Raw genomic sequence first — 25,674 nt, forward strand, 5'->3', positions numbered from 1 at the left:
CGCATCGACGCACAAACATCGGATGATTCGCCCCTGCCCCGCCGCTCGGCACGCTCCCATCCGGCCCCACTGCACAGCCCCGTTTTATCAGGGGATTCCCGGTATTTTTTCGCATTTTCTTCGAAATAACGGGTGACATACTTGCCCCCCGTTGCGCTCCGGTACGAGCGCGCTTCCAGATCCTGCCGGCCGCGCGCCGCGTGCTGCGCATCCGCCGGGGTCACAGAACATGAACAATTTCGACACCACGATCCAGATCTTCCTCACCCACGTGACGTTCGGCCCGCTGATGAATCACGCGATCCGCGTGATCGCCGGCCTGTACACGTTCAAGGGCTTCGTGCTCATTCCCGTGCTGTGCTGGCTGTGGTTCCAGCCGGGCCCGAACCGCGAGCGGCAACGCGAGCTGGTTATCGCAACGGTCGCGAGCGGGCTCATCGCGCTCGCGTTCGGCCGGCTGCTCGCGCAGGTGCTGCCGTTCCGCGTGCGGCCGATCTACAACCCCGACCTGCACCTGCACTTCCCGTCGGCCGGGCTGCGCGCGGCAACGCTGCAGGCGTGGAGTTCGTTTCCGAGCGATCACGCGATGCTGTGGATGGCGATCGCGACCGGCATCTTCATCATCGCGCGCCGCGCCGGCGTGTTCGCGCTGCTGTATTCCGTCGTGTTCATCTGCGTGCCGCGCGCGTATCTCGGCTTTCACTACCCGACCGACCTGATCGCCGGCGCCACGATCGGCATCGCGATCGCATGGCTGCTGACGCGCGACGCGGTCCGGTCGCGCTTCGCGCCGCAGGTGCTGGGAATGATCCGGCGCTTCCCCGCGCCGGCCTATACGCTCGCGTTCCTGCTGTGCTTCGAGTTGATCACGCAGTTCGACGAACTGCTGACGCTCGCGCAGTCGGCCACGCAAACGATGTAACGGGCACGCGCCGCGATGCTGCCGCTGCTTTCTTTCCGTCGCCCCGGCACGCGCTGCCGGCCGTGCGCGGCGGCAGCACGCCGCGCGACGGCCGCGCAGATCAGTCGCGATCGGGCGCGCCGAGCGGAAAGAACGAGCGAAACGGCCGCGCCTCGTCGACCGCTCGCGCGAACGACGGCCGCGCAAGCAGACGCTTCCGATACGCGATCACGTTCGCGAACGACGGATCGATCCGGTGCGTCCAGTCCGCGTAGAACAGGAACGGTGCCGCGCCGCAATCGGCGAGGCTGAAGCGGTCGCCCGCCGCCCATTCGCGATCGGCCATCTTCTTGTCCAGCCACGCATACGACGTTTCGAGCATCGCGCGCGCATCGGCGACACCGCGCGCATCGCGCTCGGCTTCCGGCCGCAGCGCGTCGTGCACGACCTTCTGCTGCGGCGTCGACACGTAGTTGTCGAAGAAGCGATCCATCATCCGCACCTCGAGCGCCGCGTGCGGATCGTCGGGCAGCAGGCGCACGGGGCCCGGATGGTTCAGGCCGAGATACTCGATGATGATCGACGCCTCGACCACGGTGCGGCCCGCATCGACGAGCACCGGAAAACGCTTCAGCGGCCACAGCGCGGTCAGTTCCTGCATCGGCTTCGGATCGTCGTGCGCGAGCACGCGATACTCGAACGGCGTGCCGTTCTCGTACAGCGCGGTCAGCACTTTCTGGCAGTAGGACGAAAAGGGATGGGCATAAAGCGTCGGCATCATCGTGCGGTCTCTCAGGGTTTCGGCGCTGCGTCATGCGGCGCCACATGATCTCGGATACCTTGACGACGAACGGCGACCGGCCGTTTCGACATCGGTCCGGAAATTTTTTTGCGCGGCCTCGGCGCGCTACGACCGGCCGTCCATCACGACGCGCCCTTCGGCGCGCCAGCGCAGCATCCCGCCGCCGAGATTCGCGACCGCGTCGAAGCCGGCCTTCAGCAGGATCACGTTCGCCTGCGCGGATCGCCCGCCGGCCCGGCACACGGTCACGACCGGCCGGTCGCGCGCGATCTCGCCGGTGCGCGCGGCCAGTTCGCCGAGCGGAATCGGCGTCGCGCCGGGCAGGTGGCCGAGCGGGCCGGTGAATTCGTCCGGTTCGCGCACGTCGACGACCTGCACCGCCGGCAGATGATCCTCGAGCCACTGCGGATCGATTTCCCAGAAGCCGGCGAACGTATAGACGAGCGGCGCCCAGTCGGGTGCCGCCTGCGCATCGGGCGCGTTCGCGGCAACGCCGCACTGCAGGTTCGCCGGCACCGCGACGTCGATCTGGCGCGGGTGCGCGAGCCCGAGGTTGCGCATGTAGCCGGCGAAATCGTCTTCGCTGAGATCGCCGCCGAGGCGCGGATTGAAGCGCCGCTCCTCGCCGACGCTCGTCACCGTGAGCCCGCGATAGTCGTGCGCCGGATACAGCAGGCACGCGGCCGGCAGCGTGAAGAGCCGGCCGTGCACCGCGCGATACAGCGCGCGCGGGTCGCCCTGCTGGAAGTCGGTGCGGCCCGTGCCGCGGATCAGCAGGCAGTCGCCGGTGAACGCCATCGATTCGTCGTCGAGCACGAGGCTGATGCAGCCGCTCGTGTGGCCGGGCGTCGCGCGCACGGTCAGGTAGCGCGAGCCGAATGCGCAGCGGTCGCCGTCGTTCAGGTAGCGGTCGGCGCCCTGCGCGCCGCTCGCGGCCGAGATCGCGATCGCGCTGCCCGTGCGCTGCTTCAGCAGCCATGCGCCCGTCACGTGATCGGCGTGCACGTGCGTGTCGACGGTCGCGACGAGCCGCAATCCGAGCTCATCGACGAGTGCCGCGTCGCGGCGCACCTGCTCGAACACCGGATCGATCAGCAGCGCTTCGCGCGATGCGCGGTCGGCGAGCAGATACGTGTATGTCGACGATTGCGGGTCGAAAAGTTGCCGGAAGATCATCGCGAAGTCGCTCCGTCGCCTGTTCAGGTTGGTGTTGTACGGCCCACGTGCCGTGCGTCGCCGATGCGCGTGTGCGCGAGCACGAGTGCCGCCCCGTGTCCGTATGCCTGCCGCGCCGCATGATCCGTAAATTCACGGCTGCGTCTGCTGCGCATCGTCGTCCGACATCGACGTCGGCATGATGACATCGTCGCCGGACAATCGGCATCGCACCTGCCGCGTTTCACACATTCATATAGCGTAGATCAAAATGCACGCGCCACCGGCGTCCCATGCATGGCAACCGATTCCGATGACGAATGGCACGCGGCGGGACGATTCGCCGCGCCCGGACAGTGGCGCGCGCTGCCTTACACTCACAACGCGCGGGATTGACTCCGGGCGATCAGAGCATTTTGCATTTTTGACGTCTGCGATTTTTACCTGCTGCCGGTCGTACGTGATCTTCCTCCAATCGACCGCACAATCCACTTCGATTTCTTGTTCTTTTTTTTCAAAAAAAATCCGGGTCATCCGATTTTGGCCGTTTCGACTCGAGCAGCTTATTCATTTCCACCAGTACCGGTAGTTCCGACGCTCAACCCGCCAAGACGACGCGACGCGAAGGAGGAGACGGGAGATCTCCCAGCAAACCGCGCAGATTTTCAGGTGCTCGCCGGTGCATCGATGCCCGATGCTACCGGCGTTTCGTCTGAGAAAATCGATGCTCGATATTATTTTGAGTGTTCGAAATTTCTCTATTCAACATATAAAAGTTTCGCAACGTGCATTGTGAACTGCGACCCCTTTAGTATTTAGCGCTCAAATGTAAAATGAAGTGACTCATCAATCAGTGCCCGACTCCAAGTCAGAACAATTCGGCACACTCCAGATGGCGGAATTCGCGCAAGGGTCGGACCGTTCTCACACCGATTTCTCGCTCGTTACGCTCTTTGCATTTCGTAACAAGTCGGGTTGATTCGTCGCGGCCTGCTGTTTTAAATTTCGCGGGTCGTCCGGCAGCATCCGGCAGTTGGGCGACGTTTCATTCTACAAATCGCGACATGCCGGATACCTGGGTGGCCAGCCATCCGACACTGCAAGTCTGCACGCTGTGCGGGCTTGATCAAGCGGTCGAACTCGCAATGGGTATCGATTCGACTACATGCATCCTGTTGGGACCCGACGCGCCGTAGTGGGCTCGCCGAGTTGTTCATGTCATGCCGAACTGGAGCCAGCTTGATCGTGGAATCCACGGTCGCATTTTTATATCTGCGTCGTACTCCTAACGTATCGCCGAAATTCACCCAGATTTGCGACGGTACAACTCAACTTTGCGCAACGCGCCGAAAAAGGACAGAAAATGGAATTCGTACGAATGGGAATCGTCTTTGTTCATCTCATAGCCTGCTGTGTCGCGATTGGCCTCGTGCTGACCAGCGACATTGCCATGGTCAGGCGACTGTTGGATTCTGACGCGCCTACCGATCTTGCCCAGGTCCACCTGCCCAGCCTGCAGCGCACCGTCACGTTGGCGCTGATGGTGCTTTGGATCACCGGCATCGCGATCATTGCGTTCGATATGCGGACTCAGGGTCTCGGGTATCTCGGCAATCCCAAGCTGCAGGCCAAGATTGGCATCGTCGCGTTGCTGACCTTCAACGGTATCGCTTTGCACTCCGCGGTCCTCCCGGCATTGCAGAAAGCGGGATCCTTGCTGAAGCTTTCCTTCGAACGGCGCATGGTTGCCATTTTCGCGGGCGTGATTTCCGCCGTCTCGTGGTTCTATGCGGCAATGCTTGGCGTCGGGCGCCCATTGAGCTGGAAGTATTCATTGATCCAAATCCTGGCGGCTTACCCGGCACTGGTCGCGAGTGGAATCGCCGCCATGTTGTTTATCACGGCAGTGGCGAAATCCAGGACGGCCGTTGAACGACGGAATACCGAAAACGTGGCGGCCTATTGATCGCCGACACCCGAGGGATGCGCACTGCTCGCAGCAGTGCGCATTCTGTCTTCGCACATTCCGCGCTTCGGCCAGCGTCGGATCCCGAATTTTCGGGTGCACGCGAGCGCTCGCCGGAGCCGGCGCGGCTGTTTCTCCCTGGACATCGAACAGGTACCGGCGACGCCACGCGCGCGATCGCGTACCTCGAACACGCCGACATGTTTAAATGCAGCACCCCGCTGCGCCGCTTGTCGAACAAGATCGACAAAGAGATCATGCGGGCAAGCCGAATGGGAAATCCGCGCGAGCACCTTGCGCCAGACCATCTGGCACAACATGCCGAATCGGTCGCGGTTTGGTCCCAAGGCATGACCGAGTTCCATTTCACAATTGATCGCCACGCGTCATAATCGGCCGCAACGCCATGACTAGCAGGGCCTCATCGTTTTGAACATCACAATCTGTCTCGGTTCATCTGATACATGTCGCTGACGATCGATCCGAAGCAGGCCGCCGCGCTGCTGGCCGTCGCCGACACGGGCAGCTTCGAGCAGGCGGCCGTGCGCCTGCACGTGACCGCGTCCGCGGTCACGCAGCGGGTCCGCGCGCTGGAGGCGAGCCTCGGCACGCCGCTCGTGCTGCGCACGCGGCCGTGCCGCCCGACGGTGGCCGGGCAGCGCGTGCTGCAGCACCTGCGGCGCGTCGCGCTGCTGCAGGCCGACCTGCAAAGCACGCTCGCGACCGAGCGCGAATCGCCGATCTCCGTGACGATCGCGCTGAATTCCGACAGCCTCGGCACGTGGTTCCTGCCCGCGCTGACGTCCGTGCTCGCGGGCGAGCGGATCCTGTTCGAGCTGATCGTCGAGGATCAGGACCACACGTTCGCGCTGCTCGAAAGCGGGATGGCGGTCGGCTGCGTGACGACCGAGCCGAAGCCGATGCGCGGCTGCGTCGCGACGCCGCTCGGTACGATGCGCTACCGCCTGCTCGCGGCCGCCGCGTTCGCGGCGCGCTGGTTTCCGCGCGGGCTGAACCGCACGAGCGCACGCAACGCGCCCGTCGTCGCGTATTCGCGGCGCGACACGCTGCAGTCGTCGTTCCTGAAGGAGAAGTTCGGGTTGCCGGAAGGTGCATACCCGTGCCATTACGTGCCGGGCACCCATTCGCACTTCGCGGCGGTGCGGCACGGACTCGGCTACGCGATGGTGCCGGAGCCGCTGATCGGCGCCGCGCCGCTCGACGCGCAGGGGCTCGTCGATCTCGCGCCCGCGCATCCGACCGACGTCACGCTGTACTGGCACGCGTGGACCGTGCAGTCGCCGACGATGGCGTCGCTGTCCGCGCGGGTGGTCGAAGCGGCGCGCCGGTTGCTCGCGCCGCTGCCGAAATGACATGAGCCGGTGACGGCCCGGCTCGCGGCGGTTACGCGCGCCGCTGCGAGAAATACGCGCCGACCGCGTCGACGAACGTATCGATGTCCGCGCGCGACACGTCGCAGTGGGTGACGAAGCGCGACGCGTACAGCATCTGCGTGAGGATCCCGCGCTCCTTGAGCCACGCCTCGAGCGGCGCGCAATCGGCTTCCGGGAATTGCGCGAACACCATGTTCGTCGCATGCGACAGCACCTTCACGGATTCGATCCGCGCGAGGCCTGCCGCAAGATGCGCGGCGTTCGCGTGATCGTCCGCGAGCCGCTCGACGTTATGGTCGAGCGCATACAGGCACGCCGCCGCGAGAATGCCCGACTGCCGCATCCCGCCGCCGAGCACCTTGCGCCAGCGCTGCGCGCGCTCGATCAGCGCACGGCTGCCGACCAGCACCGAGCCGACCGGTGCTCCGAGCCCTTTCGAGAAGCAGATCGATACGGTATCGAACGGCGCGCACAGCTCCGCGATCGGGCGGCCCGACGCGACGGCCGCGTTGCATACGCGCGCGCCGTCGAGGTGCGTGGACAGCCCGCGGCTGCGCGCGAACGCGACGGCTTCCTGCACATAGCCTTCCGGCAAGACCTGGCCGCCGATCGTGTTCTCGAGCGCGAGCAGGCGCGTGCGGGCAAAGTGATTGTCGATCGGCTTGATCGCCGCGGCGATCTTCGCGAGCGGCAGCGTGCCGTCCGGCGCGTTCTCGATCGGCTGCGGCTGGATGCTGCCCAGCACGGCCGCGCCGCCGCCTTCGTACTTGTAGGTGTGCGCGAGCTGGCCGACGATGTACTCGTCGCCGCGCTCGCAATGGGACATCAGCGCGGCGAGGTTGCTCTGCGTGCCGCTCGGGAAGAACAGGCCGGCTTCCTTGCCGGCCCGCTCGGCCGAAACCGCCTGCAGGCGCAGCACGGTCGGGTCGTCGCCCCATACGTCGTCGCCGACTTCGGCGGCAGTCATCGCGGCCAGCATCGCCTGGCTCGGACGTGTCACGGTATCGCTGCGTAAATCGATCATCTTCGTGCCCTGAGTGAACGCGGACCGGAACCGATGCGCCCGGCCCTGCCGAAACGAGACTGAGAGTGTACGCAATTCACGCAGCGCGTGCCGACGGCCGCGCTGCCGCCCCCACCTGCCGCGCCCCTCCCGCGCGGTCGCCCGCATTACGGGCTGACGCGTCGAAACGGATCGGCCGCGCACGGCGGCACGCCAGAGGTTCCGCACGGTGCGGGCGTGCGGATCGAATCGTTCCGATGACGCGACGCGCCATATTGCCGCACGTGCGTCAGACCGCCACGCCGCGGCCGCACGCGCCGCGAGCGGCCTTCTTGATACGAATCAACGATTTATCCCGAAATCGCGCGCGGCGGGCTGGACATCTGCGACGAGTTGGCGCATTTCGCGGTGCAACATCGCGGCCCATACTCCAGCCAACCCCGCCGCCTGTCGGCCGGGGTCCGCCGGCACCCGCCGGCGGGTATCGTCAGCTTCGGTCATCTGGTATGGACACCGCACTTTCGGCCCTCGATCTGGCCCGCCTGCAATTCGCGTTCACCGTCTCCTTTCACATCGTCTTTCCGGCGCTGAGCATCGGCCTCGCCAGCTTCATCGCCGTGCTCGAATATCGCTGGCTCAAGACCGGCAAGCAGTACTACAAGACCCTCTGTCTGTTCTGGTCGAAGATCTTCGCGGTCGCGTTCGGGATGGGCGTCGTCTCCGGCGTCGTGATGAGCTACCAGTTCGGCACCAACTGGTCGGGCTTCTCGAGCTTCGCCGGCGCCGTCACCGGGCCGCTGCTGATGTACGAAGTGATGACCGCGTTCTTCCTCGAGGCCGGCTTCCTCGGCATCATGCTGTTCGGCTGGAACCGCGTGAGCCCGCGCGCGCACTTCGGCGCGACGCTGATGGTCGCGGTCGGCACGCTGATCTCGACGTTCTGGATCCTCGCGTCGAACAGCTGGATGCAGACGCCGCAGGGCTTCGAGATCGTCGACGGCCGCGTCGTGCCGACCGACTGGTTCGCGATCATCTTCAACCCGTCGTTCCCGTACCGCCTGTTCCATATGGCGATCGCGGCGTTCATCGTCGCCGCGCTGGTCGTGGCCGCGACGGGCGCGTGGCACCTGCTGAAGGGCCGCCGCGACAAGGGCGTGAAGAAGATGTTCTCGATGGCGCTGTGGCTGCTGCTCGTGCTCGCGCCGCTGCAGGCCGTGATCGGCGACCAGCACGGCATCAACACGCTGAAGCACCAGCCCGCGAAGATCGCCGCGATCGAAGGGCTGTGGGAAACCGAGAAGGGCGGCACGCCGCTCAACCTGTTCGGCATTCCGGACATGCAGGCGGAAACGACGCGCTACGCGGTGAAGGTGCCGCACCTCGGCAGCCTGATCCTCACGCACAGCTGGGACGGCGAGATCCGCGGGCTGAAGGAATTCCCGCCCGAGGACCGCCCGAACTCGACGGTCGTGTTCTGGAGCTTCCGGATCATGGTCGGCCTCGGCTTCGCGATGATCGGCCTCGCCGCGCTCGCGTGGCTGCTGCGCCGCCGCGGCCGCCTGTATGAATCGAAGTGGTTCCAGCGCTTCGCGCTCGTGATGGGCCCGACCGGCTTCGTGTCGCTGCTCGCGGGCTGGGTGACGACCGAAGCGGGCCGCCAGCCGTGGGTCGTGTATGGCGTGATGCGCACCGCGCAGGCCGTGTCGCCGCTCTCGGTGCAGCAGGTCAGCCTGTCGATGATGACGTTCGTGATCGTGTACTTCCTCGTGTTCGGCACCGGCGTGTACTACATGCTGAAGCTGATGAAGGCCGGCCCCGCGCTGCCCGACGCGAAGCACGACGACACGCCCGACACGCGCCCCGATCACACCGCGCGCCGCCCGATGTCGGCCGTCGACGAGCTGATCGAGACCGTCTGAGCCCACCCCATCCGCAAACGAGAAAACCTATGGACGTCACCGTAATCTGGGCCGCGATCATCGCATTGGGGCTCTTCATGTACGTCGTGCTCGACGGCTTCGACCTCGGCATCGGCATCGTCTTCCCGTTCTTTCCGGACGAGAAGGAACGCGACCTGATGATGAACACGGTCGCGCCCGTGTGGGACGGCAACGAGACGTGGCTCGTGCTCGGCGGCGCCGGGCTGTTCGCGGTGTTCCCGATCGTCTATTCGACCGTGCTGTCGGCGCTGTACCTGCCGCTGATCTTCATGCTGGTCTGCCTGATCTTCCGCGGCGTGTCGTTCGAGATCCGCGCGAAGGCGCGGCGCACCAAGCAGCTGTGGGATCTCGCGTTCATCGGCGGCTCGGCCGGCGCGACGTTCTTCCAGGGGATCGCGCTCGGCGCGTTCCTGCAGGGCATCAACGTGAAGGACGGCGTGTTCGCGGGCGACGCGTTCGACTGGCTCACCCCGTTCAGCCTGCTGACGGGCCTCGGCCTGATCGTGACCTATGCGCTGCTCGGCTGCTGCTGGCTCGTCGCGAAGACGGAAGGCGACCTGCAACGCCGGCTGCATCGCGTCGTGTGGCCGCTGACCGTCGTGCTGCTCGGCTTCATCGCCGTCATCAGCCTGTGGACGCCGCTGCAGGATCCGGCCATCGCGCAGCGCTGGTTCGATTCGGGGCTGTTCTGGCGCCTGCTGCCGGTGCCGTTCCTGGTCGCCGGGTGCGCGGTGTGGATGCGTCGCGCGGTGCGCGACCGGCACGACATGACGCCGTTCGTGCTCGCGCTGGCGCTCGTGCTGCTCGGCTATGTCGGCCTGCTCGTCACGCTGTTCCCGTATGCGATTCCGCAGACGATGACGATCTGGGAAGCGGCCGCGCCGCGTTCGAGCCAGACCTTCACGCTGGTCGGCGCAGCGGTTATCCTCCCGATCATCATCGCCTACACGACGATGGGTTACTGGGTATTCCGAGGGAAGGTGCGCCATGAAGACCAGCATTACTACCACCACTGATTCCGCCGATCGCCCGCTCGAGGCGCCCCGGCCGCGGATGCGCGGCTGGATGTGGTTCGTCGTCCTGTGGGCGGGCGGCGTGGCCGGCGCCGTCACGCTCGGTTATGCGTTCAAGATCTTCATGAACCTGACGCTGTTTGCGGTGAAGTGAAGCCGGAACGCCGGCCGGGCGATCGCGCCACGCGCGCGGCCCGGGCGCGGCGCGCAGCGATCGCCCGATGGATGCGCGCCGCGCTGCCTCTTCCTCCGCGTGCGTTATTGCGGCGCCCGCCGCACGACGCCGAGCTTCAACCCCAGCATGCCGAATCTGCGGTTCATCGTCTGTACCGTCCCGTCGCTGCGGCCCTGCTCGATATCCTGGATCGTCTTCGTCGACACACCGGCGAGCTTCGCCATCTCGGCGCTCGTCAGCCGCATCGTCTGCTTCAGATGACGCACCGATTCGCGCAGCGACCACTCGGGATGCGCGAGAACGTCGTCGATCGCTTGCCGCCGCCGCGCAAGCTGTTCGGGAAGCGACATCGCGTTATAGCGTTTGTCCATCGTGTCGCCTCCCGTCCGTCGAACACGGCCATCTCAGCAGAAATCTATACAAATTGTGCACGCGGCTGCGTGCAAATTATGTAGATATCTACCGAAACAGGAACCCTTGGCGTTGCACCTGGCGAGGAGAAACGCCCGGAATCGCAACGACGACTTACCGCCGCTCGCGCAGCGCCGCTTCGATCTTGCGATCGGTCTTGTACTGGCTCAGCGCATACACCGACCAGATCGCGGCCGGCAGCCAGCCGACGATCGTGAGTTGCAGGATCAGGCAGATCACACCGGCGATCGGGCGGCCGATCGTGAAAAACTGGAACCACGGCAGCAGCAGGGCAAGCAGAAGGCGCATCGGGAATCCTCTGGAGGCGTCGTTGAAAGTTCATGCGCTGCCAATATGGCGGGTTGCTCTCCCCAATTCAAGTCCGGCCCGGCATGATCCTGGCGATCGGCCGGACGAAAAAAGGCCCTCGCGACATGCGAGGGCCAATCGAATTCGCCGGAGTGCGATCGTGCGACGATCAGAACGTGTGACGCATGCCGATCCGCACGAGCGTCTGCGTGTTGCCGGCGGACGAGATGCCGTTGCCGACGTCGCCGACCGACGCCGTCGCGGCGACGACGTTGCCGTACGGGTCGAGCGTCTTGCCGCTCGCCTTCTGGTAGCCGACGAGACCGTAGAGCGCGGTCCGCTTCGACAGGTAGTAGTACGACGCCAGGTTCAACTGGTGATACTTCGGCGCGGCTTCACCGCCGACCGAGCTGCCGCGCGTGAAGTCGTAGCCGGCCGCGACGCGCAGCGCCGGCGACACCTGCCACGACGCCGTACCGCCGACCGAGTTGTAGGTCGCGTTGCCCCGGAACGTCGAGAACGCGCCTGCCCGGTACTGCGTGTTGCTGTACGACAGGCCCAGCGTCACCGCGCCGATCTGGTAGGTCGACGCGGCCGCGACGATCTGCATGCTCTTCGACGACGCAAAACCCTCGTTGATCGACGACGCGAACGTGCCGTCGTACGAGCCGGTCCATGCGCCGCCGTTCGCACCGAATGCGTTGGTCGCATACAGGTAGGCCGCGCCGAGCGCGAACGGCCCGTTCACGTACTGGCCGCCGACGCTCCACGTGTTCTGGTTCTTCGCGCTGCCTGCCTGGTTGCCGAAGCCGTACAGCCCGCCGAACGTGAAGCCGCCGAACGACGGGCTCACGTACTTGATCGAATTGTTCTCGCGCGACTGGTTGTCGATGTTGTCGAGATCGCCCGGATGCGCACCCATGCCGGTCAGGAACGAGCCGGGCCCGATCGAGCCGACGAAATCGACGATCGGATCGTACTGGCGGCCCATCGTCAGCGTACCGTAGCGCGTGCTCGACAGCCCCATCCACGCCTGGCGGCCGAACATCCGCCCGCCCTGGCCGAGCTGCCCGGTGCCGATGTTGAAGCCACTCTCGAGCTGGAAGACGGCCGCGAGCCCGTCGCCGAGATCTTCCTTGCCCTTCAGCCCCCAGCGGCTGCCGGACCACGTACCGCTCGCGAAGCTGTAGCTCGACGCGCCGCGATACGCGACCGGCGAACCGAGCGACCCCTTGCTCGTCGCGACGCGCTGGTTGCTCGTGTACCCCAAACCCGCGTCGACGATCCCGTAGAGCGTGACGGTGCCTTGCGCATGCGCCGTCGTGCAGAGGCCGCCGGAAACGCAAAGCGCAAAAGTGATCTTCTTCATGTAGAGGATTCCTGTTTATTCAATCGATACCACCTGAAACGATGCATCCGGTTATCCGGAATGCCGATCTACGCCGAACCGGACAGCCACTGCGCGACCCGCGCGACGAGCAGGTCCGTTTCGTCGAAGTTCTCGACGCCCGCCACCTGCGGCGCGTCGCAAATCGTGAACACCGGCTTGCCCCATTGCAGCCCCAGCGCGATTTCGGACAGCGTGCCAAGGCCGCCGCCGACCGCGATCAGGCACAGCGACGCGCGAGCGATCAGCGCGTTGCGCGTGATGCCGAGCCCGGTGGGCAGCGCGACGCTCAGATACGGATTCGCATGCTGCGCGTCGTCCTCGGGCAGCAGCCCGATCGCACAGCCGCCCGCCGCATGCGCGCCGCGCGCGGCGGCCTCCATCACGCCCTGCTTGCCGCCGCCGACGATCGCGACGCCCGCCGCCGCGAGCCCGTGCGCGATTCGCTCCGCGATGGCGAGCTGGGCGTCCGTCGCATCGCGCGGGCCGATCACGCCGACCGGCATCCGGTGCCGGTCGGCGCCGCGCTGCCGTTGCGCGAGTTGCTGCAGCGCATCGCGCGCCTGGTTCGACCATTCAATGACGTCGTTGCCGTGCAAGTCCTTCCCCCAATGCAAGAACACAAGTGCAGAGCGCCGTCAGCACGATCGACAGTACGGCGGCCTGCGAGAAATCGGTCTGTCCGTCGGACAGCTTCAGGTACATCAGCAGCGGCAGGATGTTGATCTGCGTGCCGGCCAGCGCGAGCGCCGTGCCGTACGTGCCGAGCGCGAGCGCGCTGACGAGGCACCACGCCGACGCGATCGACGGCCACAGCTCGCGCCACGCGACGTCGAACCACGCGCGCCACGGCCGTGCGCCGAGCGTCAGCGCCGCCTCGAGCGGCCGCCGGTCGAGATTCGCGAGCGCCGGGTAGAGGATCAGCGCGACGCGCGGGATCAGGTAGTACGCGTACGCGAAAGCGAGCCCCGGCATCGTGTAGATCGCGCCGCCGACCACGGTCGGGTCCGCGCCGAGCGACGCCAGCAGCGTCGTCACGAAACCGGCGCGGCCGAACACGAGGATGAAGCCGTACGCGATCACGAGGCCGGAGAACGCAAGCGGCACGCCGAGCAGCGCGAGCGACCAGCGGCGGCGCGCCGGCGACTGCCCTGCCAGCACGAACGCGACCGGCACGCCGACCGCGACGGACAGCGTGCCGGCGCCGATCGCGAGCGCCAGCGAACGCACGATTGCGTCGGCGACGAGCGGATCGCCGAATACCGCGGAGAACGCACGACCGCCGCCGTCGAACGCGGCGCCGACGAGCGCGGCGAGCGGCAGCGCGAAGCACACCGCGAACAGCCCGGCCGCCGGCACCGCGCCGTAGCGGCGCAGGACGCCGCGCTGCATGGACGAGACCCGCATCCCGTTCCCCTTACTTGCCGAGCGTGGCCTGCGACCAGAGCTGGTCGACCTCGGCCTTGCGCGTCGCGGCCTTCGCGACGTCGAGCGGACGCACCTGCGGCGCGTTCGGCAGCTTCGCGGCAACCTCCTGCGCGACCGGCGTGCCGGGTACGGCCGGGCGCACGTAGCCCTGCGCGAACAGCGCCTGGCCGACATCGCTCATCACGAGGTTGAGCCACAACTGCGCGGCGGCCGGGTTCGGGCCGTTCTTCACGAGACTCATCGCGTACGGCGCCGATACGCTGCCGTCCTGCGGAATCACGACGTCGGCCGCGTCGCCCATGCCGTCCGTGTACTTGGCCTTGAGCCCGTCGTTCTCGTAGCCGATCAGGATCGGAATCTCGCCCTTGACGAACTTCGCGTACGGCGTCGTCCCCTCGACGCGCAGCACGTTGCCCGCCTGCTTCAGCTTGCCGAAGAACTCCGCGCCCGGCTTCGGGTTGTCGACGCTGCCGCCGTTCGCATAGGCGGCGGCGAACACGGCGACCTGCCCCTGCCCGGTCGAGCGCGGGTCGAGATAGACGACCGCATTGCGATATTCGGGCTTCAGCAGGTCGGACCAGCGCTGCGGCACGTTCTTCACGAGCTTCCGGTTGACGAGCAACGCGATGTTCAGCGAATGCACGGCGAACCAGCGGCCGTCGGCCGCGCGGAACACCGGCGGCAGCTTGTCGAAATTGACCGGCTTGAACGGCGCGACGACGTCCTTGGCCGTCGCATCGAGCGCCGACGCCGCGAAGTAGTACGCGGTGTCGGCCTGCGGGCGACGTCGCGACTTGTCGAGCGCGACGACCGTGGCCGCCGAGCCGATGTCGTTGTACGTGATCTCGACCTTCGGGTAGCGCTTGCGGAATTCGGCGAACAGCGATTTCCAGTTCGCCCATTCCGGGCCCGTGTCGAACGACACGACGAGCCCTTCGTCGGCGGCCTTCTCGTACAGCGCATCCTCGCCGGGATACAGCGGCGCGGCATGGGCCAGCGCCGGCGCGAGGGTCGCGAACGCGCAGAGCGCCAACAGGCGGCGGCGCGTCGCAAGAAGGAAGTGGCGGCGTGCAGACATCGTGATTCTCCGTTGAATGAATTGGGTCGCCCGCACTTACGCGGCGGGCAGCACGAGCAGGTGGCGCGGCTCGATCGACACGCAGCGCGCGGGCAGCTCGCGCCCTTCGCCGAGCAGCGCGTCGGTCGCGCCGGCCGGCACGAAGTCGAAGCGCTGCGTCGCGCCGAAATAGCGCACCTCGCCGACCCGGCCGTCGATGCGGTTCGCGACGTGTTCTGGCGGATCGGGCTGCAGGTGTTCCGGCCGGACCAGCACGTCGACCGGGTCGCCCGGCCGGTGCGCGCCCGTATCCGCGCACAGCGTGGTGAACCGCACGTCAACCGCGCCGTGCGCGAGCACGCGGCCGCGCAGCAGCGTCGAATGGCCGACGAAGCGGGCAACCTGCGCGGTCGCCGGACGCTCGTACAGGTCGCGCGGGGTGCCGGCCTGCAGCACGCGCCCGCTGTCGACGATCGCCACGCGATCGGCCATGCTGAGCGCCTCGTCCTGGTCGTGCGTGACGAGCAGCGTCGTCGCGCCGCACGCGCGCTGCAGCGCGCGGATCTCGTCGCGCAGCTGGTGGCGAATGCCGGCATCGAGCGCCGCGAGCGGCTCGTCGAGCAGCAGCAGCTTCGGTTCGATCACGAGCGCGCGGGCCAGCGCGACGCGCTGCTGCTGGCCACCGGACAACAGCGCCGTACTGCGGTCGGCCTGCGCCGCGAGGCCGACGCGTTCGAGCATCTCGAGCGCGCGGCGGCGGTGCAGTGCCGCCGTCATGCCGCGCATCTTCAGGCCATAGCCGACGTTGTCGACGACCGACAGATTCGGAAACAGCGCGTAGTGCTGGAACACCATCCCGATCTCGCGCTGCCACACCGGCACGCCGGCCATGTCGCGGCCGACGATCGCGATGCGGCCGCGGTAGCCGTCGAGCAGCCCGGCGGCGAGGCGCAGCAGCGTCGATTTGCCGGAGCCGCTGCGGCCCATCACGGCGAGCAGTTCGCCCTGGGCCGCGGACAGCGTGACCGCGTCGACGCCGTGACGGGCGCCCGGATACTGAAAGCTGACGTTTTCGAAATCGAGACTCATGACGGTTTCACTTCAGGCGTTGCACGGTGAAGACGGATGCGAGCGTCGCGAGCCCGGCGAGGACGAGCAGCACGACGGTCGCCGCACAGGCCATCCCCGACGCGCCGTAGAACGCTTGCAGCAGCACGATCGGATAGTTGCGATAGCGGAAGCCCGCGATCAGGTTCGAGATCTGGAATTCGCCGATCGACAGCGCGGCGACCATCACGAGGCCTGAAAACAGGCTGTGCCGCAGGTTCGGCACCACGATCGTGAAGAACTGCCGCAGCGGCGTCGCGCCGAGCGTTGCCGCACACGCCTCGAGATGGGCGAGGCCCAGGTGGCGCAGGTCGCTCAGCAGTGTCTGCAGCAGATACGGCAGCGTCAGCACCGCGTGCGCGGCGATCATCAGCGGCAGCGTGCCGAGCCACGGCAGCGCATCGCCGCTGAAGATCGCGATGTAGCCGAACCCGAGCGTCAGCGCCGGCACCGCGATCGGCATCAGCATCACGACGCGCGCCGCGAAGCCGCGGCCGGCCAGTGCGCGGTGATGCAGCGCATACGCGAGCGGCAGCGCCAGCACGGCATTGATCGCACAACAGGCGAGCGCGACGACGAGGCTCACGCCGAATGCGCGGGTAAAGCTGCGATTCGAGGCCAGATCGGCGAACCAGTGCGACGTGATGCCGGACGGCAGCAGCGTGTTCGTCCACGACTGGCCGACCGAGCCGATCAGCAGCAGCGCGATCGGCAACGCGAGGTACAGCGCGAAGGCCGCGACGAATGCCTGCAGCAGCAGGCGTCCCGCCAACGCGCGCGGCCGTTTGTTACGACGAATCGGAATAGCTTCGGCAAGGGCCGGAGCGGATGGCGGATGCATGGCGAAACTCGCTGACGGATACGGAATGGGTCACGCAACGCCCGCCGGACAGGGCCGGCATGCATTGTCGTGACGGACGCAGTGTGCGGATCCGACATGGCATCGTCATGAAAAAAACGTACAACGCCCGCATCGATCTGTGCGCGCAAGGAATAGTTCGCCGTGAAGCACCTGTTTCCCAATATCGCGGAGCTGCACGCGTTCGCGAGTTCCGTGAAGTACCTGAACTTCTCGTATGCGGCCCGCGAGCTCGGCCTGACGCCGAGCGCGGTCAGCCGGCAGATCGCGAATCTCGAGACGCTGTTCGGCGTCAAATTGTTCGTGCGCGAGGGGCGCAATCTCGCGCTCACGCGGGCCGGACAGGTCTATCACGCGCGCGTGATCGGCCCGCTGCGCGAGATCGGCAACGCGTCGATCGAATTGCTGAGCGCGCGCGAGAACAGCGATCTGCTGACGATCGCGAGCGTGCCGACCTTCACGACGAAGTGGCTGGTGCCGCGGCTCGCGCGCTTTCTGGCCTGCGCGCCGGGCGTCACGCTGAGTTTTCGCCGCCATCTGGCTCACGGCGACGTGTTTCCGTTCGGACTCGACGCGGCGATCCGCTATGGCGACGGCGCTTGGGAAGGCGTGCGCTGCGATTACCTGGACGGCCGTACGTTCGTGCCGGTCTGTTCCCGTGAATTCGCGGCGCGGCATGCGCTGCGCACGCCGGCCGACGCGGCATCCGCGCCGCGGCTCGTGCACGAGCAGGCGGAGATCGCATGGTCCATGTGGGCGGAACGCCATCGCGCGGCACACATGAACGCGCTGTCGGGGCCGCGCTTCGAACAGTATTCGGTGCTGATCCAGGCCGCGCAGGCCGGGCTCGGGCTCGCGCTCGTGCCGCGTTTCCTGATCGTCGACAATCTCGCGACCGGCGTGCTCGTCGAACCGTTCGACGCCCCCGTCGACGTCGACGCACAAGGGCACTACCTGTGCTACGCGCCGGAGCGCCTGGAGACGAGCGCTGCGTTGCGGCGCTTCAGGGAATGGATGCTCGACGAATGCGCGAGCGGATGAGCCTGTCCGGCTATGCCGGACAGGCTCGGGAGACTGGAACCGGGCAAGCCCGGGCGGCATGACCGGGCAGGCCCGGGCGGCACCGCAGTGCCGCGCCGCCCGCCCCGCTCAACGCCCGATACCGAGCCCCGGCAGCACGCGCGTGTTCTCGGCCACGACCGCATGCAGCAGGCGCGGATCGGCGCCGAGCAGCTCGAGGATCGTCGGCGCGACCTGCTTCGTGCCGACGAGATCGTTCACGGTGCGCGCGCGATGGATGCCCGGATACGACACGAGCAGGCCGAGGTGGCTGTCGTCCGGCGCGTTGCCGCCGTGCTCCTCGTCCTTCTTCGTGCTCGACGTGTAGATCACGCCCGGATTCGGCTGGACGATGATGTCCGGCGTGCGGCCGTTGGCCGGATCGCCGAAGCGGTCGGCGAGCGCCGCGCCGTACAGGATGTACGCCTGCGAACCGTCCGCGCAGATCCCCGGCGCGTTGCAGCCCAGGTTCGCCTTCAGCGTCTGCACGACGGCCGTGCGCTGGCTGCGGTCGCGCAGCCAGATCAGGCCGACGTCGTCGGTCTGCACGAAGCCCGTGCCGACCAGGCCCGACCCGTCGTTCAGGTTGCCCGTCGACGTGTTGTTCTGGCCGAAGTTGCCGTTCGGGTCGAGGTAGTTGTTCGCTTCGAGCAGCTTCGTCAGCGTATCGCCGTTCTTCACGAGCTTCGTGTGGTCGGTCGGCGACTGGCCATGCTTCGCCGTCACGATCACGGCCGTCGACGTGTACAGGTCGGCCTGCTTCAGCGCCGCGACGACATGGCCGATCGAGTTGTCGACATACGTGATCGCATTCGCGACCTGACCGTTCGGCGTGAAGTCCGCGTCGAGATACCCGCCGCCCTTCGCGACCGGCGACTTCTGCGCGACGCTGAGCGTCTGGAAGTCGGCGCCGAACAGCGTCGGCACCGGCGCGCTCTTCGTGCCCGTCGAATCGCGGCCTTCGATCTGGTTGATCAGCGCCTGCACGTGCAGGTTGTCGAAGCGCGCGGTGTGCGAGTAGACGTCCGTGTACTCGGTGTTCGTCGCCGGGTCGATCGAGTTGATCTCGGTGCGCATCAGGTCGTCGACGCCGGTGCCCGACGGACCATTCAGCCAGTCGTAGCCCCACGCATGCTTGTCGGCCCACGCGGTATGCGCATTCGGCACGCCGGCCTTCACGGCCTCGAACACCGTGTTGGTCTTCAGGTAGTTGTGTGGATAGACCGGCACGCACTGGCCGCCCACGCGCGCATGCGGGATCGCTTGCGGGTTGAACGCGCCGCCGCCGTCGAGGTGCACGAGCTTGCCGCCGTTGATCGCGTCGATGCCGGTCGTTTCGTCGAACACGACGTTCCAGCCCTGCTTGCCCGAGCACGTCGTGTCGCTCGGCGCATACAGGTTGCGGTCGTACGACACGTCGTAGAACAGGCCGGCCGTCTTCGGCGAGCCGCCCGTCACGAGCGCCGCGAGGCCCGGGAACGAATCGGACAGGCCAGGCGTGTACGCATTCGCGTACGTCACGCCGCTCTTGGCAAGCACCGCGATGTTCGGACACGTGTTCGCACCGATGCAGCGCGCGAGATCCTGCTCGTGCAGGCCGTCGACGCTGATCAGCAGCACGTGCTTCACGACTCGGCGCGCATGGCCGCCGTTCTCGCCCTGACTGTTGCCGTCCTGCTGCGCCGCGTACGCGCCCATGCTTGCGAGCGCCAGCGCGCCCGCCACCATCGCGGCCATCTTCCGCTGCTTACCGAAGAACGAAATCATCACCCCACCTCATCGATTGATGTTGAACTGCGTGACTTGCCATCAGGCGCGCAAAATATCGCCGGATCGTGCGGCGGTCGGATGAAGCGGGGCTTTCTGTTCTCTGTCAAACGTAACCAAACGCAAGCGACATGAAGCGGTCGCAATGCGGTCCGCTCCGTGCGTCGGCGCGCGCGGCCGGATTTTTTTTCGACTTGGCCCGCGACTATTGGCGTGTAATAAAGGGTTTTCCCTGACCCGGAGCACGACTATGTCGACCCTGGAAGCTCTCCGGTTCGTGCTGGACGATGCACGCACCCCCGAAATCATCCGCCATCACGTCGTCGACGCGCTGCAGTACGCGCTGCGCAACTACGGACAGGTATTCACCGCGAAGGAAGTCGAATGGCTGACGCAGTGGGACGACGCGCGTCTGCCGCTGGCCGCGAGGAAGGAACTGGACAAGCGCGAACCGGCAATCGTCGCGCGCTGAAAAAAAGCCGCCGCGCCCGGCTGGTGCGGGCGCGGCGGCAGCGGATGAAGCGACGGCTTACTGGAGCCCGAAGTCGACGCGGGTCGTCGCGCCCTTGTCCTCGATGCCCTTCGCATCGAGCTTCGGTGCAACGACGAACACGCGGCTCGAATCGATCTTTCCTTCGAGGTACTGGCGCACGGCCTGCGCGCGCTGCTGCGCGAGCGCACGCAGCGCGTTGTCGTCGGCCGGTGCGTGATCGGCCAGCGCCTGCTTCATGTCCGCATCGGGCAGCGTCTTCTGCAAGCCGACCAGGTTGCGCGGCTTCTTGAAGTCGGCGGCCTTGTACGCGCGCGTCAGGTACTTGGAATATTCGGCCTGCTCGACCTTCACCGACATCGGATCGATGCTCTCGCCCTGGCCGACCACGTCCCTCAGCTTCTGCTGGCGCACCAGCCGGTCGACGTACGCGTCGCGCAACCCCGGCGTGTCCTTCGCCGGATCGACGCGGCCGATCAGGTCGAGGCGGATCGACGGCTTCTCGGTCAGCATCTTCACGACGGTGTCGAGCTTCTGCTGCTGCGCATCGGTCAGCGCGTACGTACCCGGCGCGAACTCGACGTAGCCGAGATCCTCGCCGCCGCCGCCGAACGCATTCGCGAGCAGCGTGAACGGCGACGTGACGGCCTTCGCGATCAGGTTCAGCACCGCATGCCAGATCAGCCCGCCGATGCTGAACTCCGGATTCGACAGCGAACCCGACACCGGCAGGTTCACGTCGATCTGGCCGCGCGTGTTCTTCAGCAGCGAGATCGCGAGCTTCACCGGCAGCTTCGTCGCCGTGTCGTTTTCGACGTGGTCGCCGAACGTGAGCTGGTCGATGAAGATGTGGTTGTTCGCCGTCAACTGGTCGTTCGCGAGCTGGTAGTGCAGGTCGACGTTGAGCTTGCCCTTCGTGATCGGATAGCCGGCGTACTTCGCCGAATACGGCGTCAGGTTGGTCAGCTCGATGTCGTGCGCGGTCGCCGTGAGGTCGAGCGCGGGTTTCTCGATCAGCGGGTTTACCGAGCCCTTGATCGAGATCGGCCCGTTGCCCGCGAGGTTCGCGGCGACATCGACCGGCGCGGACGTCGTCGAATCCGTGCCGAACGCACCGACCGTCCCCTTGATCGCGACCAGGTTCGCCGTGTAGTTCGGCTTGATGAAGTTGTCGGTGTACGTGACGCGGCCGTCCTGCAGCACGAGCTGACCGAAGTGCATCCGCACCGGGTTCTGCGGCGGAGTCGCAGCCTTCACGACCGCCGGCGCCGACGCGGCCGATACGGCCTGGGCCACGGCCGGCGCCGACGCGGCCTGCGGCGACAGCGGCACCGGTTCGCCCTTGCTCGCGTCACGCGTGAGCGACTGCGCGGGGCCCGTTTGCTTCGCGACGACGTCCTTCAGGTTCAGGCGCCCCTGTGCATCGAGCAGCACGCGGCCGTAGAAGTTCGAGAACGTCACGCGCGCGGCGTCGACGTCGGTGCCTTTCTCGTCGTAGTTCGCCTTCAGGTTCGACAGCGCGAGCGAGCGCCAGCCCGCGAACGGGTCGGACGTCGCCTTGTCGAGCATCCGCACGTCGACGAGCGCGACATCGCCGCGATAGGTGGCGCGCGGCGTGTCCTTTACCTGCGCGAACGTCAGGTTGCCCTGCGCGTTGAGCAGCGCGCTCGCGATCGTCGCGTTCAGCGCGCTGCCGAAGTACGGCTCGAACGCGGCCGCGTCGAGGCGGTTGCCGTCGATCTTCAGGCCGACCTTCAACGGCTGCGCGGTCACGTCGCCCGCGACGTTCAGCGAACCCTTGCGGTTCAGCGTCGCCCTCAACTGTACCGGCAGCGGCTTGGTCATGTCGTCACTGATCTTCTGCACCGACAGCTCCAGCGGCTTGATCGCCAGCTTCACCGGGCGCGGCGTCGACAGATCGGTGAAGTTCGCGGACGAATCCTTCACGTTCAGCGCGTCGATCCGGTAATGCCACGACGGCGCGGCGGCCGCGGCCTTGCGCGCGACCGTGCGCTGCGGCACCGACGCCTGCGCGGGTTCGGCCAGCGCCGCGAGGTCGATCTTGCCGTCCTTCAGGCGCTTCACGTCGAGCGCGAGCCCGCTCGCGTCGACGCTCGCGATCTCCGCGGTGCGCGCGGCGACGTCGACCTTCGTGATCCTCGCGCTCGCATCGGGCAGCACGATCGCGGGCGCCTTCGTGTCGGGCGTCGCGATCTTCAGCGATTTCAGGCTCACCGTGCTGTCGGCGACCTGCGCGGCGAGCGGCGTCTTGCCCCAGTCGGCCTGTGCGTTGACGGTCGCGCCGAGCGTGCCGTCGAGCACGCGCGCGCGCGTCGCCTCGCCGAGGTACGGTTGCAGCGCCGGCAGCGCGAGCGCGGCGACCGTCAGCTTCGTGCCGGCCTGCTTCGCCGCGAGATCGAATGCGCCTTCGGCCGTCACGTCGCCGCCGCGCGACAGCGACGTCGACAGCGTGTACTTCGCGGGCGTCTTGCCCTGCAGCGAGAAGCCGTCGAGCGTCGCGGCGAGCTTCGTCAGCGACAGCGCGGTCGGCTGCGCCGGCACGCGGTCGTCGACGTTGACCGTGCCGCCGTCGATCGCGAAATGACGGATCGTCAGGTCGAGCGGCGGCGCCTCCTTCGCGGCAGCGGTGGTTTCTGCCTTCGCGCCGCTGGCTGCTGCGGCGGCGGTTTCGGCCTTCGCACTGCTGGCTGCCGCGGCGGCGATTCCAGAAGCGGCTGCGGCCCCCGACGCCGCCGGCTTGCCGGCTTCGGCCTTCGGTGCGGCGCCCGGTTGCGCTGCGAGCTTCTCGACGTTCAGCACGCCCTGCTTGTCGCGCGACAGGTCGACCACCGGCTGGTCGATCCGGATCTCGTCGAAGTGCATCGCATTGCGCAGCGGCTCGAGGCTGGCCGCCGCGACGTGCACGCCGCGCGCGGCGAACAGCGGCGCCGACGTATGGTCCGTCACCTTCGCGTCGTTCAGGTCGACGGTGCCCGATACACGCAGCGCGGGCTTCTCGCCGCTCATCACGAAATTGACCGCGAGGTTGCTGCTCAGCAAGCCGCTCGTCACGGCCACCGGCAGCTTCGCCGGCACGTACGAGATCAGCTTCGGCACGTCGAGACGGTCGAACTTCAGCGCGATCTCCGACTCGCGCGACTGCGCGAACGGCTTGGTCCTGCCGTCGATCGCGATCGGGCTGCCGTCGAAACGCATGCGCAGCTTCGGCTCGACGAAGATGTCGGTCTTCGACGCCAGCGTCGCGATATACGGAATGCCGAGCGTCCAGTTGTCGACGACGTGCTTTTCGTTCAGCAGGCGATCGTCGAAGTCGATCCGGCCGTCGTTCACCTGGATGTTCGACACCGAGAACTGCGTCGGCTTGCTTTCGGGTTTGGACGGCGTCGAGAACTTCTCGATCAGGTCGGTGAAGTTGAAGCGCTGCGCGTCGTAGCGGACGATGTGAAAGCGCGGCGAATCGACGCGGATTTCGTTGACGATCGGCGCGCCGCGGAACAGCGACGACCACGACGGCCTCACGACGAGCTTGCCGATGTCGATGAAGTCGCCCTGGCCGCCGCGCTCGCCCAGGCGGATGCCGTCGGCTTCGAGATTCAGCGTGTACGGGTTCAGCGCGATGCGCTGGATCGTGGCCGGCCGGTCGAGCTGCTTGCTCAGCTGCTGTTCGGCGACATGGCGGATCAGCGGCGGCGCCGCGAAGAACCCGAGCAGTCCGAATAAAACGAGGAAGATCAGTACGCCGATGCCGATACGCCGGGTCCGGCGCGAGCGTGCAACGCCGCCGAGGGCATGGAGGGTCGAGGATACGGTTTCTTTGTCTGCGCTTGCCATGCTTGAATATCTCGGGAATGGATGCTGGGCCGCACCGGAAAGCCGGGCGGCCGTGCACGCTATCCCGAAAGTATAGGCTCAGGAGGTGGCGGTACGGAGGTCGGGCGCCGCCGCCGCGCCCGCGGGTCGGACAACGGCGGCGGTCAACCGTTCATTTCCGGACGACGACGGGCGGCATCCACGAGCCGTCGCTTGCCTGCGGCTTCGGCGCGTACAGGCGCAACGCGAGCGCGAAATCGGTGCGCGGCGCCGGCAGCCAGTTGCCCGCATACGCGCCGCCCGGCGACGCCGACACGACGATGTCGATCGAGCCGTCGTGGTTGCGGCGCAGCCGGTCGCGATCGCCGAGCGAGCGGCGCGCCGCGCCGACGTCGGGCAATGCGCCGTTCGTCGTGTAGGGCGTGAGCGTCCAGAACGCGCGCACCGGCGGCAGCGCGCCCGGCGCGAAATGCAGCACGTAGCGGTTCGCGCCGTTCAGCGGATGGCCGTCGCTGTCGACGCGCACGACCGCGAGCGTTTCGTCGTCGCGCGTCGCGGTGCCGAACTGCGTGTAGGCCGCGTATGCGCGCAGCGCGTAATCCTGGCCGTACTTGCCGGCCGTGTCGCCGATCCAGCTCCAGCCGTTCGCGTTCAGCAGGTTCGACGGCGGCGTCGCGAGCCGCGCGCGCGCCTCGGCGACGCCCGCCGTCGCGGCCGCGAGGCGGTCGCCCGTCCACAGCACCGGGTAGCCGGCCGACACGCCGATGTCGCCGAGCAATTCCTGCGCGTGCGCGTCGTCGGCCGGCGGCGGGTTGTCCTGCAGCGCCTGCGCGAAGCGCGCGAAGAACGCCTTCGGGTCGAGCGCGGCCACCTGCTCGGCCGGCGTGCCGCCGCCCACCGCTTCGGACGGCGCGCTGCCCGCATGGACCGCGACCGACGCGCCGCGCGCGGCGCCTGTGTAAACGGACAGCGGCACCACGCGGATCGCACGCTGCAACTTCTTCACGTTCGTGAGATCGCGCCCGCCGCTCGTCTGCAGCCGCACTTCGAGCCACGCATTGCCCGACGGCACGTCGACGCGCTGCACGCCCTTCGGCAGCGTGCCCTGCCAGTCCTTCGCGGCAAAGGCAATCGTTTGCGATCGTGCGCCGCCGCGGGCCCCGCGTGCCGGCACGCCCGACGACGACCACAGCACGTTCGTCCACATGTCGAGCGCGCGCGCGTCCCAGTAGCGGCCGCGCGTGTCGGGCAGCGTGACGATCACGGGTTCGGCGCCGACGTCGAGCCAGCCGGTCGAGTCGAGCGTGTCGACGCCCGGCAGCGGCGGATTGACCGCGCCGACCGGCGGCAGCGCCTGCGCGTGGCGCAGCGTGTTGAGCGGCGCCTGCCCCGGCTGCGCGCCGTCGCCGCCCGTCGCCGCTTCCTTCGCGACGTCCATCAGCACGAGCGGATACGCATAGACATAGGAGTCGGCGACTTCCGCACGCATCCAGCCGGTTTTCCGCTGGATCGAATCGGGTTGCGACGCGCATCCCGCAAGCAACGCCGCCATGACCAGCGACGCGCACGCGCGCCGCGGAGAAACGGATTCTCGTAGGTTTTCAATCATCGATTACTGGC

The 25,674-nt window shown here is 67.1% G+C and carries 24 protein-coding genes; 9 read left to right on the forward strand and 15 right to left on the reverse strand.

Going from position 1 to position 25,674, the window contains the following annotated elements:
• Positions 1-229: 229 nt before the first annotated feature.
• Positions 230-922 carry a phosphatase PAP2 family protein gene (locus AC3WLY_RS23875; protein ID WP_175960018.1) on the forward strand — a complete coding sequence of 231 codons (693 nt, stop codon included), beginning with the start codon at positions 230-232 and terminating at the stop codon, positions 920-922.
• A gap of 100 nt (positions 923-1,022) precedes the next feature.
• On the opposite strand, the gene AC3WLY_RS23880 is transcribed toward AC3WLY_RS23875, so the two are convergent.
• The 3 genes from AC3WLY_RS23880 to AC3WLY_RS23890 form a co-directional block, all read right to left on the reverse strand.
• Entirely contained in the window at positions 1,023-1,682 is a 660-nt protein-coding gene (locus AC3WLY_RS23880; RefSeq protein ID WP_492309493.1) for a glutathione S-transferase family protein, read from the reverse strand.
• A 126-nt stretch (positions 1,683-1,808) separates the two neighbouring features.
• Positions 1,809-2,879: an MBL fold metallo-hydrolase gene (locus tag AC3WLY_RS23885; protein ID WP_175960016.1), complete on the reverse strand. Its 1,071-nt coding sequence runs from the start codon at positions 2,877-2,879 to the stop codon at positions 1,809-1,811.
• Positions 2,880-3,110: 231 nt separating this feature from the next.
• A complete protein-coding gene (locus tag AC3WLY_RS23890; RefSeq protein ID WP_492309492.1) occupies positions 3,111-3,392 on the reverse strand; it encodes a hypothetical protein in 282 nt (93 codons plus the stop codon).
• An 829-nt stretch (positions 3,393-4,221) separates the two neighbouring features.
• Here AC3WLY_RS23890 and AC3WLY_RS23895 point away from each other — a divergent pair.
• The 3 genes from AC3WLY_RS23895 (at position 4,222) to AC3WLY_RS23905 (ending at position 6,197) form a co-directional block, all read left to right on the forward strand.
• Complete coding sequence (locus AC3WLY_RS23895) at positions 4,222-4,824, forward strand: hypothetical protein (RefSeq protein WP_175960014.1); 603 nt, start codon at positions 4,222-4,224, stop codon at positions 4,822-4,824.
• A complete protein-coding gene (locus AC3WLY_RS23900) occupies positions 4,821-5,216 on the forward strand; it encodes a hypothetical protein (RefSeq protein ID WP_175960013.1) in 396 nt (131 codons plus the stop codon). Before AC3WLY_RS23895 ends, AC3WLY_RS23900 begins: the two co-directional genes overlap by 4 nt.
• Positions 5,217-5,288: 72 nt before the next feature.
• Positions 5,289-6,197, forward strand: a complete 909-nt coding sequence (locus tag AC3WLY_RS23905) for an HTH-type transcriptional regulator ArgP (RefSeq protein WP_175960012.1) — start codon at positions 5,289-5,291, stop codon at positions 6,195-6,197.
• Between the two features lie 31 nt (positions 6,198-6,228).
• On the opposite strand, the gene ltaE is transcribed toward AC3WLY_RS23905, so the two are convergent.
• Positions 6,229-7,242, reverse strand: coding sequence for a low-specificity L-threonine aldolase (gene ltaE / locus AC3WLY_RS23910; protein WP_310136663.1), 1,014 nt, complete (start codon positions 7,240-7,242; stop codon positions 6,229-6,231).
• A 485-nt stretch (positions 7,243-7,727) separates the two neighbouring features.
• On the opposite strand from ltaE, the gene AC3WLY_RS23915 reads away from it, so the two are divergent.
• From AC3WLY_RS23915 to AC3WLY_RS23925, 3 genes are read left to right on the forward strand one after another with little or no spacing between them, the layout of a single operon-like run.
• A complete protein-coding gene (locus AC3WLY_RS23915) occupies positions 7,728-9,140 on the forward strand; it encodes a cytochrome ubiquinol oxidase subunit I (protein ID WP_175960010.1) in 1,413 nt (470 codons plus the stop codon).
• Positions 9,141-9,169: 29 nt separating this feature from the next.
• A complete protein-coding gene (cydB, locus tag AC3WLY_RS23920; protein ID WP_175031550.1) occupies positions 9,170-10,177 on the forward strand; it encodes a cytochrome d ubiquinol oxidase subunit II in 1,008 nt (335 codons plus the stop codon).
• On the forward strand, positions 10,149-10,328 hold the full coding sequence (locus AC3WLY_RS23925; protein ID WP_175960009.1) for a hypothetical protein: 180 nt from the start codon (positions 10,149-10,151) through the stop codon (positions 10,326-10,328). The genes cydB and AC3WLY_RS23925 overlap by 29 nt, the downstream gene beginning before the upstream one ends.
• 104 nt (positions 10,329-10,432) lie before the next feature.
• Here the strand turns inward: AC3WLY_RS23925 and AC3WLY_RS23930 are convergent, their stop codons facing one another.
• The 8 genes from AC3WLY_RS23930 to AC3WLY_RS23965 all read right to left on the reverse strand — a co-directional run bounded on the left by AC3WLY_RS23930 (position 10,433) and on the right by AC3WLY_RS23965 (position 16,889).
• Positions 10,433-10,720, reverse strand: a complete 288-nt coding sequence (locus AC3WLY_RS23930; protein WP_175960008.1) for a helix-turn-helix domain-containing protein — start codon at positions 10,718-10,720, stop codon at positions 10,433-10,435.
• A 154-nt stretch (positions 10,721-10,874) separates the two neighbouring features.
• Positions 10,875-11,069: a YqaE/Pmp3 family membrane protein gene (locus AC3WLY_RS23935; RefSeq protein WP_105390536.1), complete on the reverse strand. Its 195-nt coding sequence runs from the start codon at positions 11,067-11,069 to the stop codon at positions 10,875-10,877.
• A gap of 169 nt (positions 11,070-11,238) precedes the next feature.
• On the reverse strand, positions 11,239-12,438 hold the full coding sequence (locus AC3WLY_RS23940; protein WP_492309491.1) for a porin: 1,200 nt from the start codon (positions 12,436-12,438) through the stop codon (positions 11,239-11,241).
• 68 nt (positions 12,439-12,506) lie between these two features.
• Complete coding sequence (locus AC3WLY_RS23945; RefSeq protein ID WP_425130875.1) at positions 12,507-12,962, reverse strand: TIGR00725 family protein; 456 nt, start codon at positions 12,960-12,962, stop codon at positions 12,507-12,509.
• 70 nt (positions 12,963-13,032) lie between these two features.
• Positions 13,033-13,863 (reverse strand): ABC transporter permease, encoded by an 831-nt coding sequence (locus tag AC3WLY_RS23950; RefSeq protein WP_492309490.1) that lies wholly within the window; start codon positions 13,861-13,863, stop codon positions 13,033-13,035.
• A 10-nt stretch (positions 13,864-13,873) separates the two neighbouring features.
• The gene (locus AC3WLY_RS23955) at positions 13,874-14,962 is read right to left on the reverse strand and encodes an extracellular solute-binding protein (RefSeq protein WP_204422065.1); all 1,089 of its coding nucleotides are present in this window, start codon (positions 14,960-14,962) and stop codon (positions 13,874-13,876) included.
• A gap of 36 nt (positions 14,963-14,998) precedes the next feature.
• Positions 14,999-16,030 carry an ABC transporter ATP-binding protein gene (locus AC3WLY_RS23960; RefSeq protein ID WP_492309489.1) on the reverse strand — a complete coding sequence of 344 codons (1,032 nt, stop codon included), beginning with the start codon at positions 16,028-16,030 and terminating at the stop codon, positions 14,999-15,001.
• A gap of 7 nt (positions 16,031-16,037) precedes the next feature.
• Positions 16,038-16,889, reverse strand: a complete 852-nt coding sequence (locus tag AC3WLY_RS23965) for an ABC transporter permease (protein ID WP_492309488.1) — start codon at positions 16,887-16,889, stop codon at positions 16,038-16,040.
• A 162-nt stretch (positions 16,890-17,051) separates the two neighbouring features.
• Here AC3WLY_RS23965 and AC3WLY_RS23970 point away from each other — a divergent pair, with 162 nt between their 5' ends.
• Complete coding sequence (locus tag AC3WLY_RS23970) at positions 17,052-17,948, forward strand: LysR family transcriptional regulator (protein WP_492309487.1); 897 nt, start codon at positions 17,052-17,054, stop codon at positions 17,946-17,948.
• Positions 17,949-18,056: 108 nt separating this feature from the next.
• On the opposite strand, the gene AC3WLY_RS23975 is transcribed toward AC3WLY_RS23970, so the two are convergent.
• Positions 18,057-19,733, reverse strand: coding sequence for an alkaline phosphatase family protein (locus AC3WLY_RS23975; RefSeq protein ID WP_492309486.1), 1,677 nt, complete (start codon positions 19,731-19,733; stop codon positions 18,057-18,059).
• Between the two features lie 250 nt (positions 19,734-19,983).
• Between AC3WLY_RS23975 and AC3WLY_RS23980 the strand changes: the two genes are divergently transcribed.
• A complete protein-coding gene (locus tag AC3WLY_RS23980) occupies positions 19,984-20,205 on the forward strand; it encodes a hypothetical protein (RefSeq protein WP_034181647.1) in 222 nt (73 codons plus the stop codon).
• Between the two features lie 57 nt (positions 20,206-20,262).
• Here AC3WLY_RS23980 and AC3WLY_RS23985 read toward each other — a convergent pair whose 3' ends face one another.
• Both AC3WLY_RS23985 and AC3WLY_RS23990 read right to left on the reverse strand, forming a co-directional pair.
• A complete protein-coding gene (locus AC3WLY_RS23985) occupies positions 20,263-24,075 on the reverse strand; it encodes a DUF748 domain-containing protein (protein WP_492309485.1) in 3,813 nt (1,270 codons plus the stop codon).
• A gap of 151 nt (positions 24,076-24,226) precedes the next feature.
• Positions 24,227-25,663 carry a DUF1254 domain-containing protein gene (locus AC3WLY_RS23990; protein WP_492332723.1) on the reverse strand — a complete coding sequence of 479 codons (1,437 nt, stop codon included), beginning with the start codon at positions 25,661-25,663 and terminating at the stop codon, positions 24,227-24,229.
• Between the last annotated feature and the right edge of the window lie 11 nt (positions 25,664-25,674).

The sequence above is a fragment of the Burkholderia sp. FW306-1C-G01B genome (assembly GCF_058781685.1).

Coding starts and splice junctions, on each gene's coding strand:
- AC3WLY_RS23875 (WP_175960018.1), top strand. CDS start 230: ATGAACAATTTCGACACCACGATCCAGATCTTCCTCACCCACGTGACG.
- AC3WLY_RS23880 (WP_492309493.1), bottom strand. CDS start 1,682: ATGATGCCGACGCTTTATGCCCATCCCTTTTCGTCCTACTGCCAGAAA.
- AC3WLY_RS23885 (WP_175960016.1), bottom strand. CDS start 2,879: ATGATCTTCCGGCAACTTTTCGACCCGCAATCGTCGACATACACGTAT.
- AC3WLY_RS23890 (WP_492309492.1), bottom strand. CDS start 3,392: ATGACCCGGATTTTTTTTGAAAAAAAAGAACAAGAAATCGAAGTGGAT.
- AC3WLY_RS23895 (WP_175960014.1), top strand. CDS start 4,222: ATGGAATTCGTACGAATGGGAATCGTCTTTGTTCATCTCATAGCCTGC.
- AC3WLY_RS23905 (WP_175960012.1), top strand. CDS start 5,289: ATGTCGCTGACGATCGATCCGAAGCAGGCCGCCGCGCTGCTGGCCGTC.
- ltaE (WP_310136663.1), bottom strand. CDS start 7,242: ATGATCGATTTACGCAGCGATACCGTGACACGTCCGAGCCAGGCGATG.
- AC3WLY_RS23915 (WP_175960010.1), top strand. CDS start 7,728: ATGGACACCGCACTTTCGGCCCTCGATCTGGCCCGCCTGCAATTCGCG.
- cydB (WP_175031550.1), top strand. CDS start 9,170: ATGGACGTCACCGTAATCTGGGCCGCGATCATCGCATTGGGGCTCTTC.
- AC3WLY_RS23925 (WP_175960009.1), top strand. CDS start 10,149: ATGAAGACCAGCATTACTACCACCACTGATTCCGCCGATCGCCCGCTC.
- AC3WLY_RS23930 (WP_175960008.1), bottom strand. CDS start 10,720: ATGGACAAACGCTATAACGCGATGTCGCTTCCCGAACAGCTTGCGCGG.
- AC3WLY_RS23935 (WP_105390536.1), bottom strand. CDS start 11,069: ATGCGCCTTCTGCTTGCCCTGCTGCTGCCGTGGTTCCAGTTTTTCACG.
- AC3WLY_RS23940 (WP_492309491.1), bottom strand. CDS start 12,438: ATGAAGAAGATCACTTTTGCGCTTTGCGTTTCCGGCGGCCTCTGCACG.
- AC3WLY_RS23945 (WP_425130875.1), bottom strand. CDS start 12,962: ATGCCGGTCGGCGTGATCGGCCCGCGCGATGCGACGGACGCCCAGCTC.
- AC3WLY_RS23950 (WP_492309490.1), bottom strand. CDS start 13,863: ATGCGGGTCTCGTCCATGCAGCGCGGCGTCCTGCGCCGCTACGGCGCG.
- AC3WLY_RS23955 (WP_204422065.1), bottom strand. CDS start 14,962: ATGTCTGCACGCCGCCACTTCCTTCTTGCGACGCGCCGCCGCCTGTTG.
- AC3WLY_RS23960 (WP_492309489.1), bottom strand. CDS start 16,030: ATGAGTCTCGATTTCGAAAACGTCAGCTTTCAGTATCCGGGCGCCCGT.
- AC3WLY_RS23965 (WP_492309488.1), bottom strand. CDS start 16,889: ATGCATCCGCCATCCGCTCCGGCCCTTGCCGAAGCTATTCCGATTCGT.
- AC3WLY_RS23975 (WP_492309486.1), bottom strand. CDS start 19,733: ATGATTTCGTTCTTCGGTAAGCAGCGGAAGATGGCCGCGATGGTGGCG.
- AC3WLY_RS23980 (WP_034181647.1), top strand. CDS start 19,984: ATGTCGACCCTGGAAGCTCTCCGGTTCGTGCTGGACGATGCACGCACC.
- AC3WLY_RS23985 (WP_492309485.1), bottom strand. CDS start 24,075: ATGGCAAGCGCAGACAAAGAAACCGTATCCTCGACCCTCCATGCCCTC.
- AC3WLY_RS23990 (WP_492332723.1), bottom strand. CDS start 25,663: ATGATTGAAAACCTACGAGAATCCGTTTCTCCGCGGCGCGCGTGCGCG.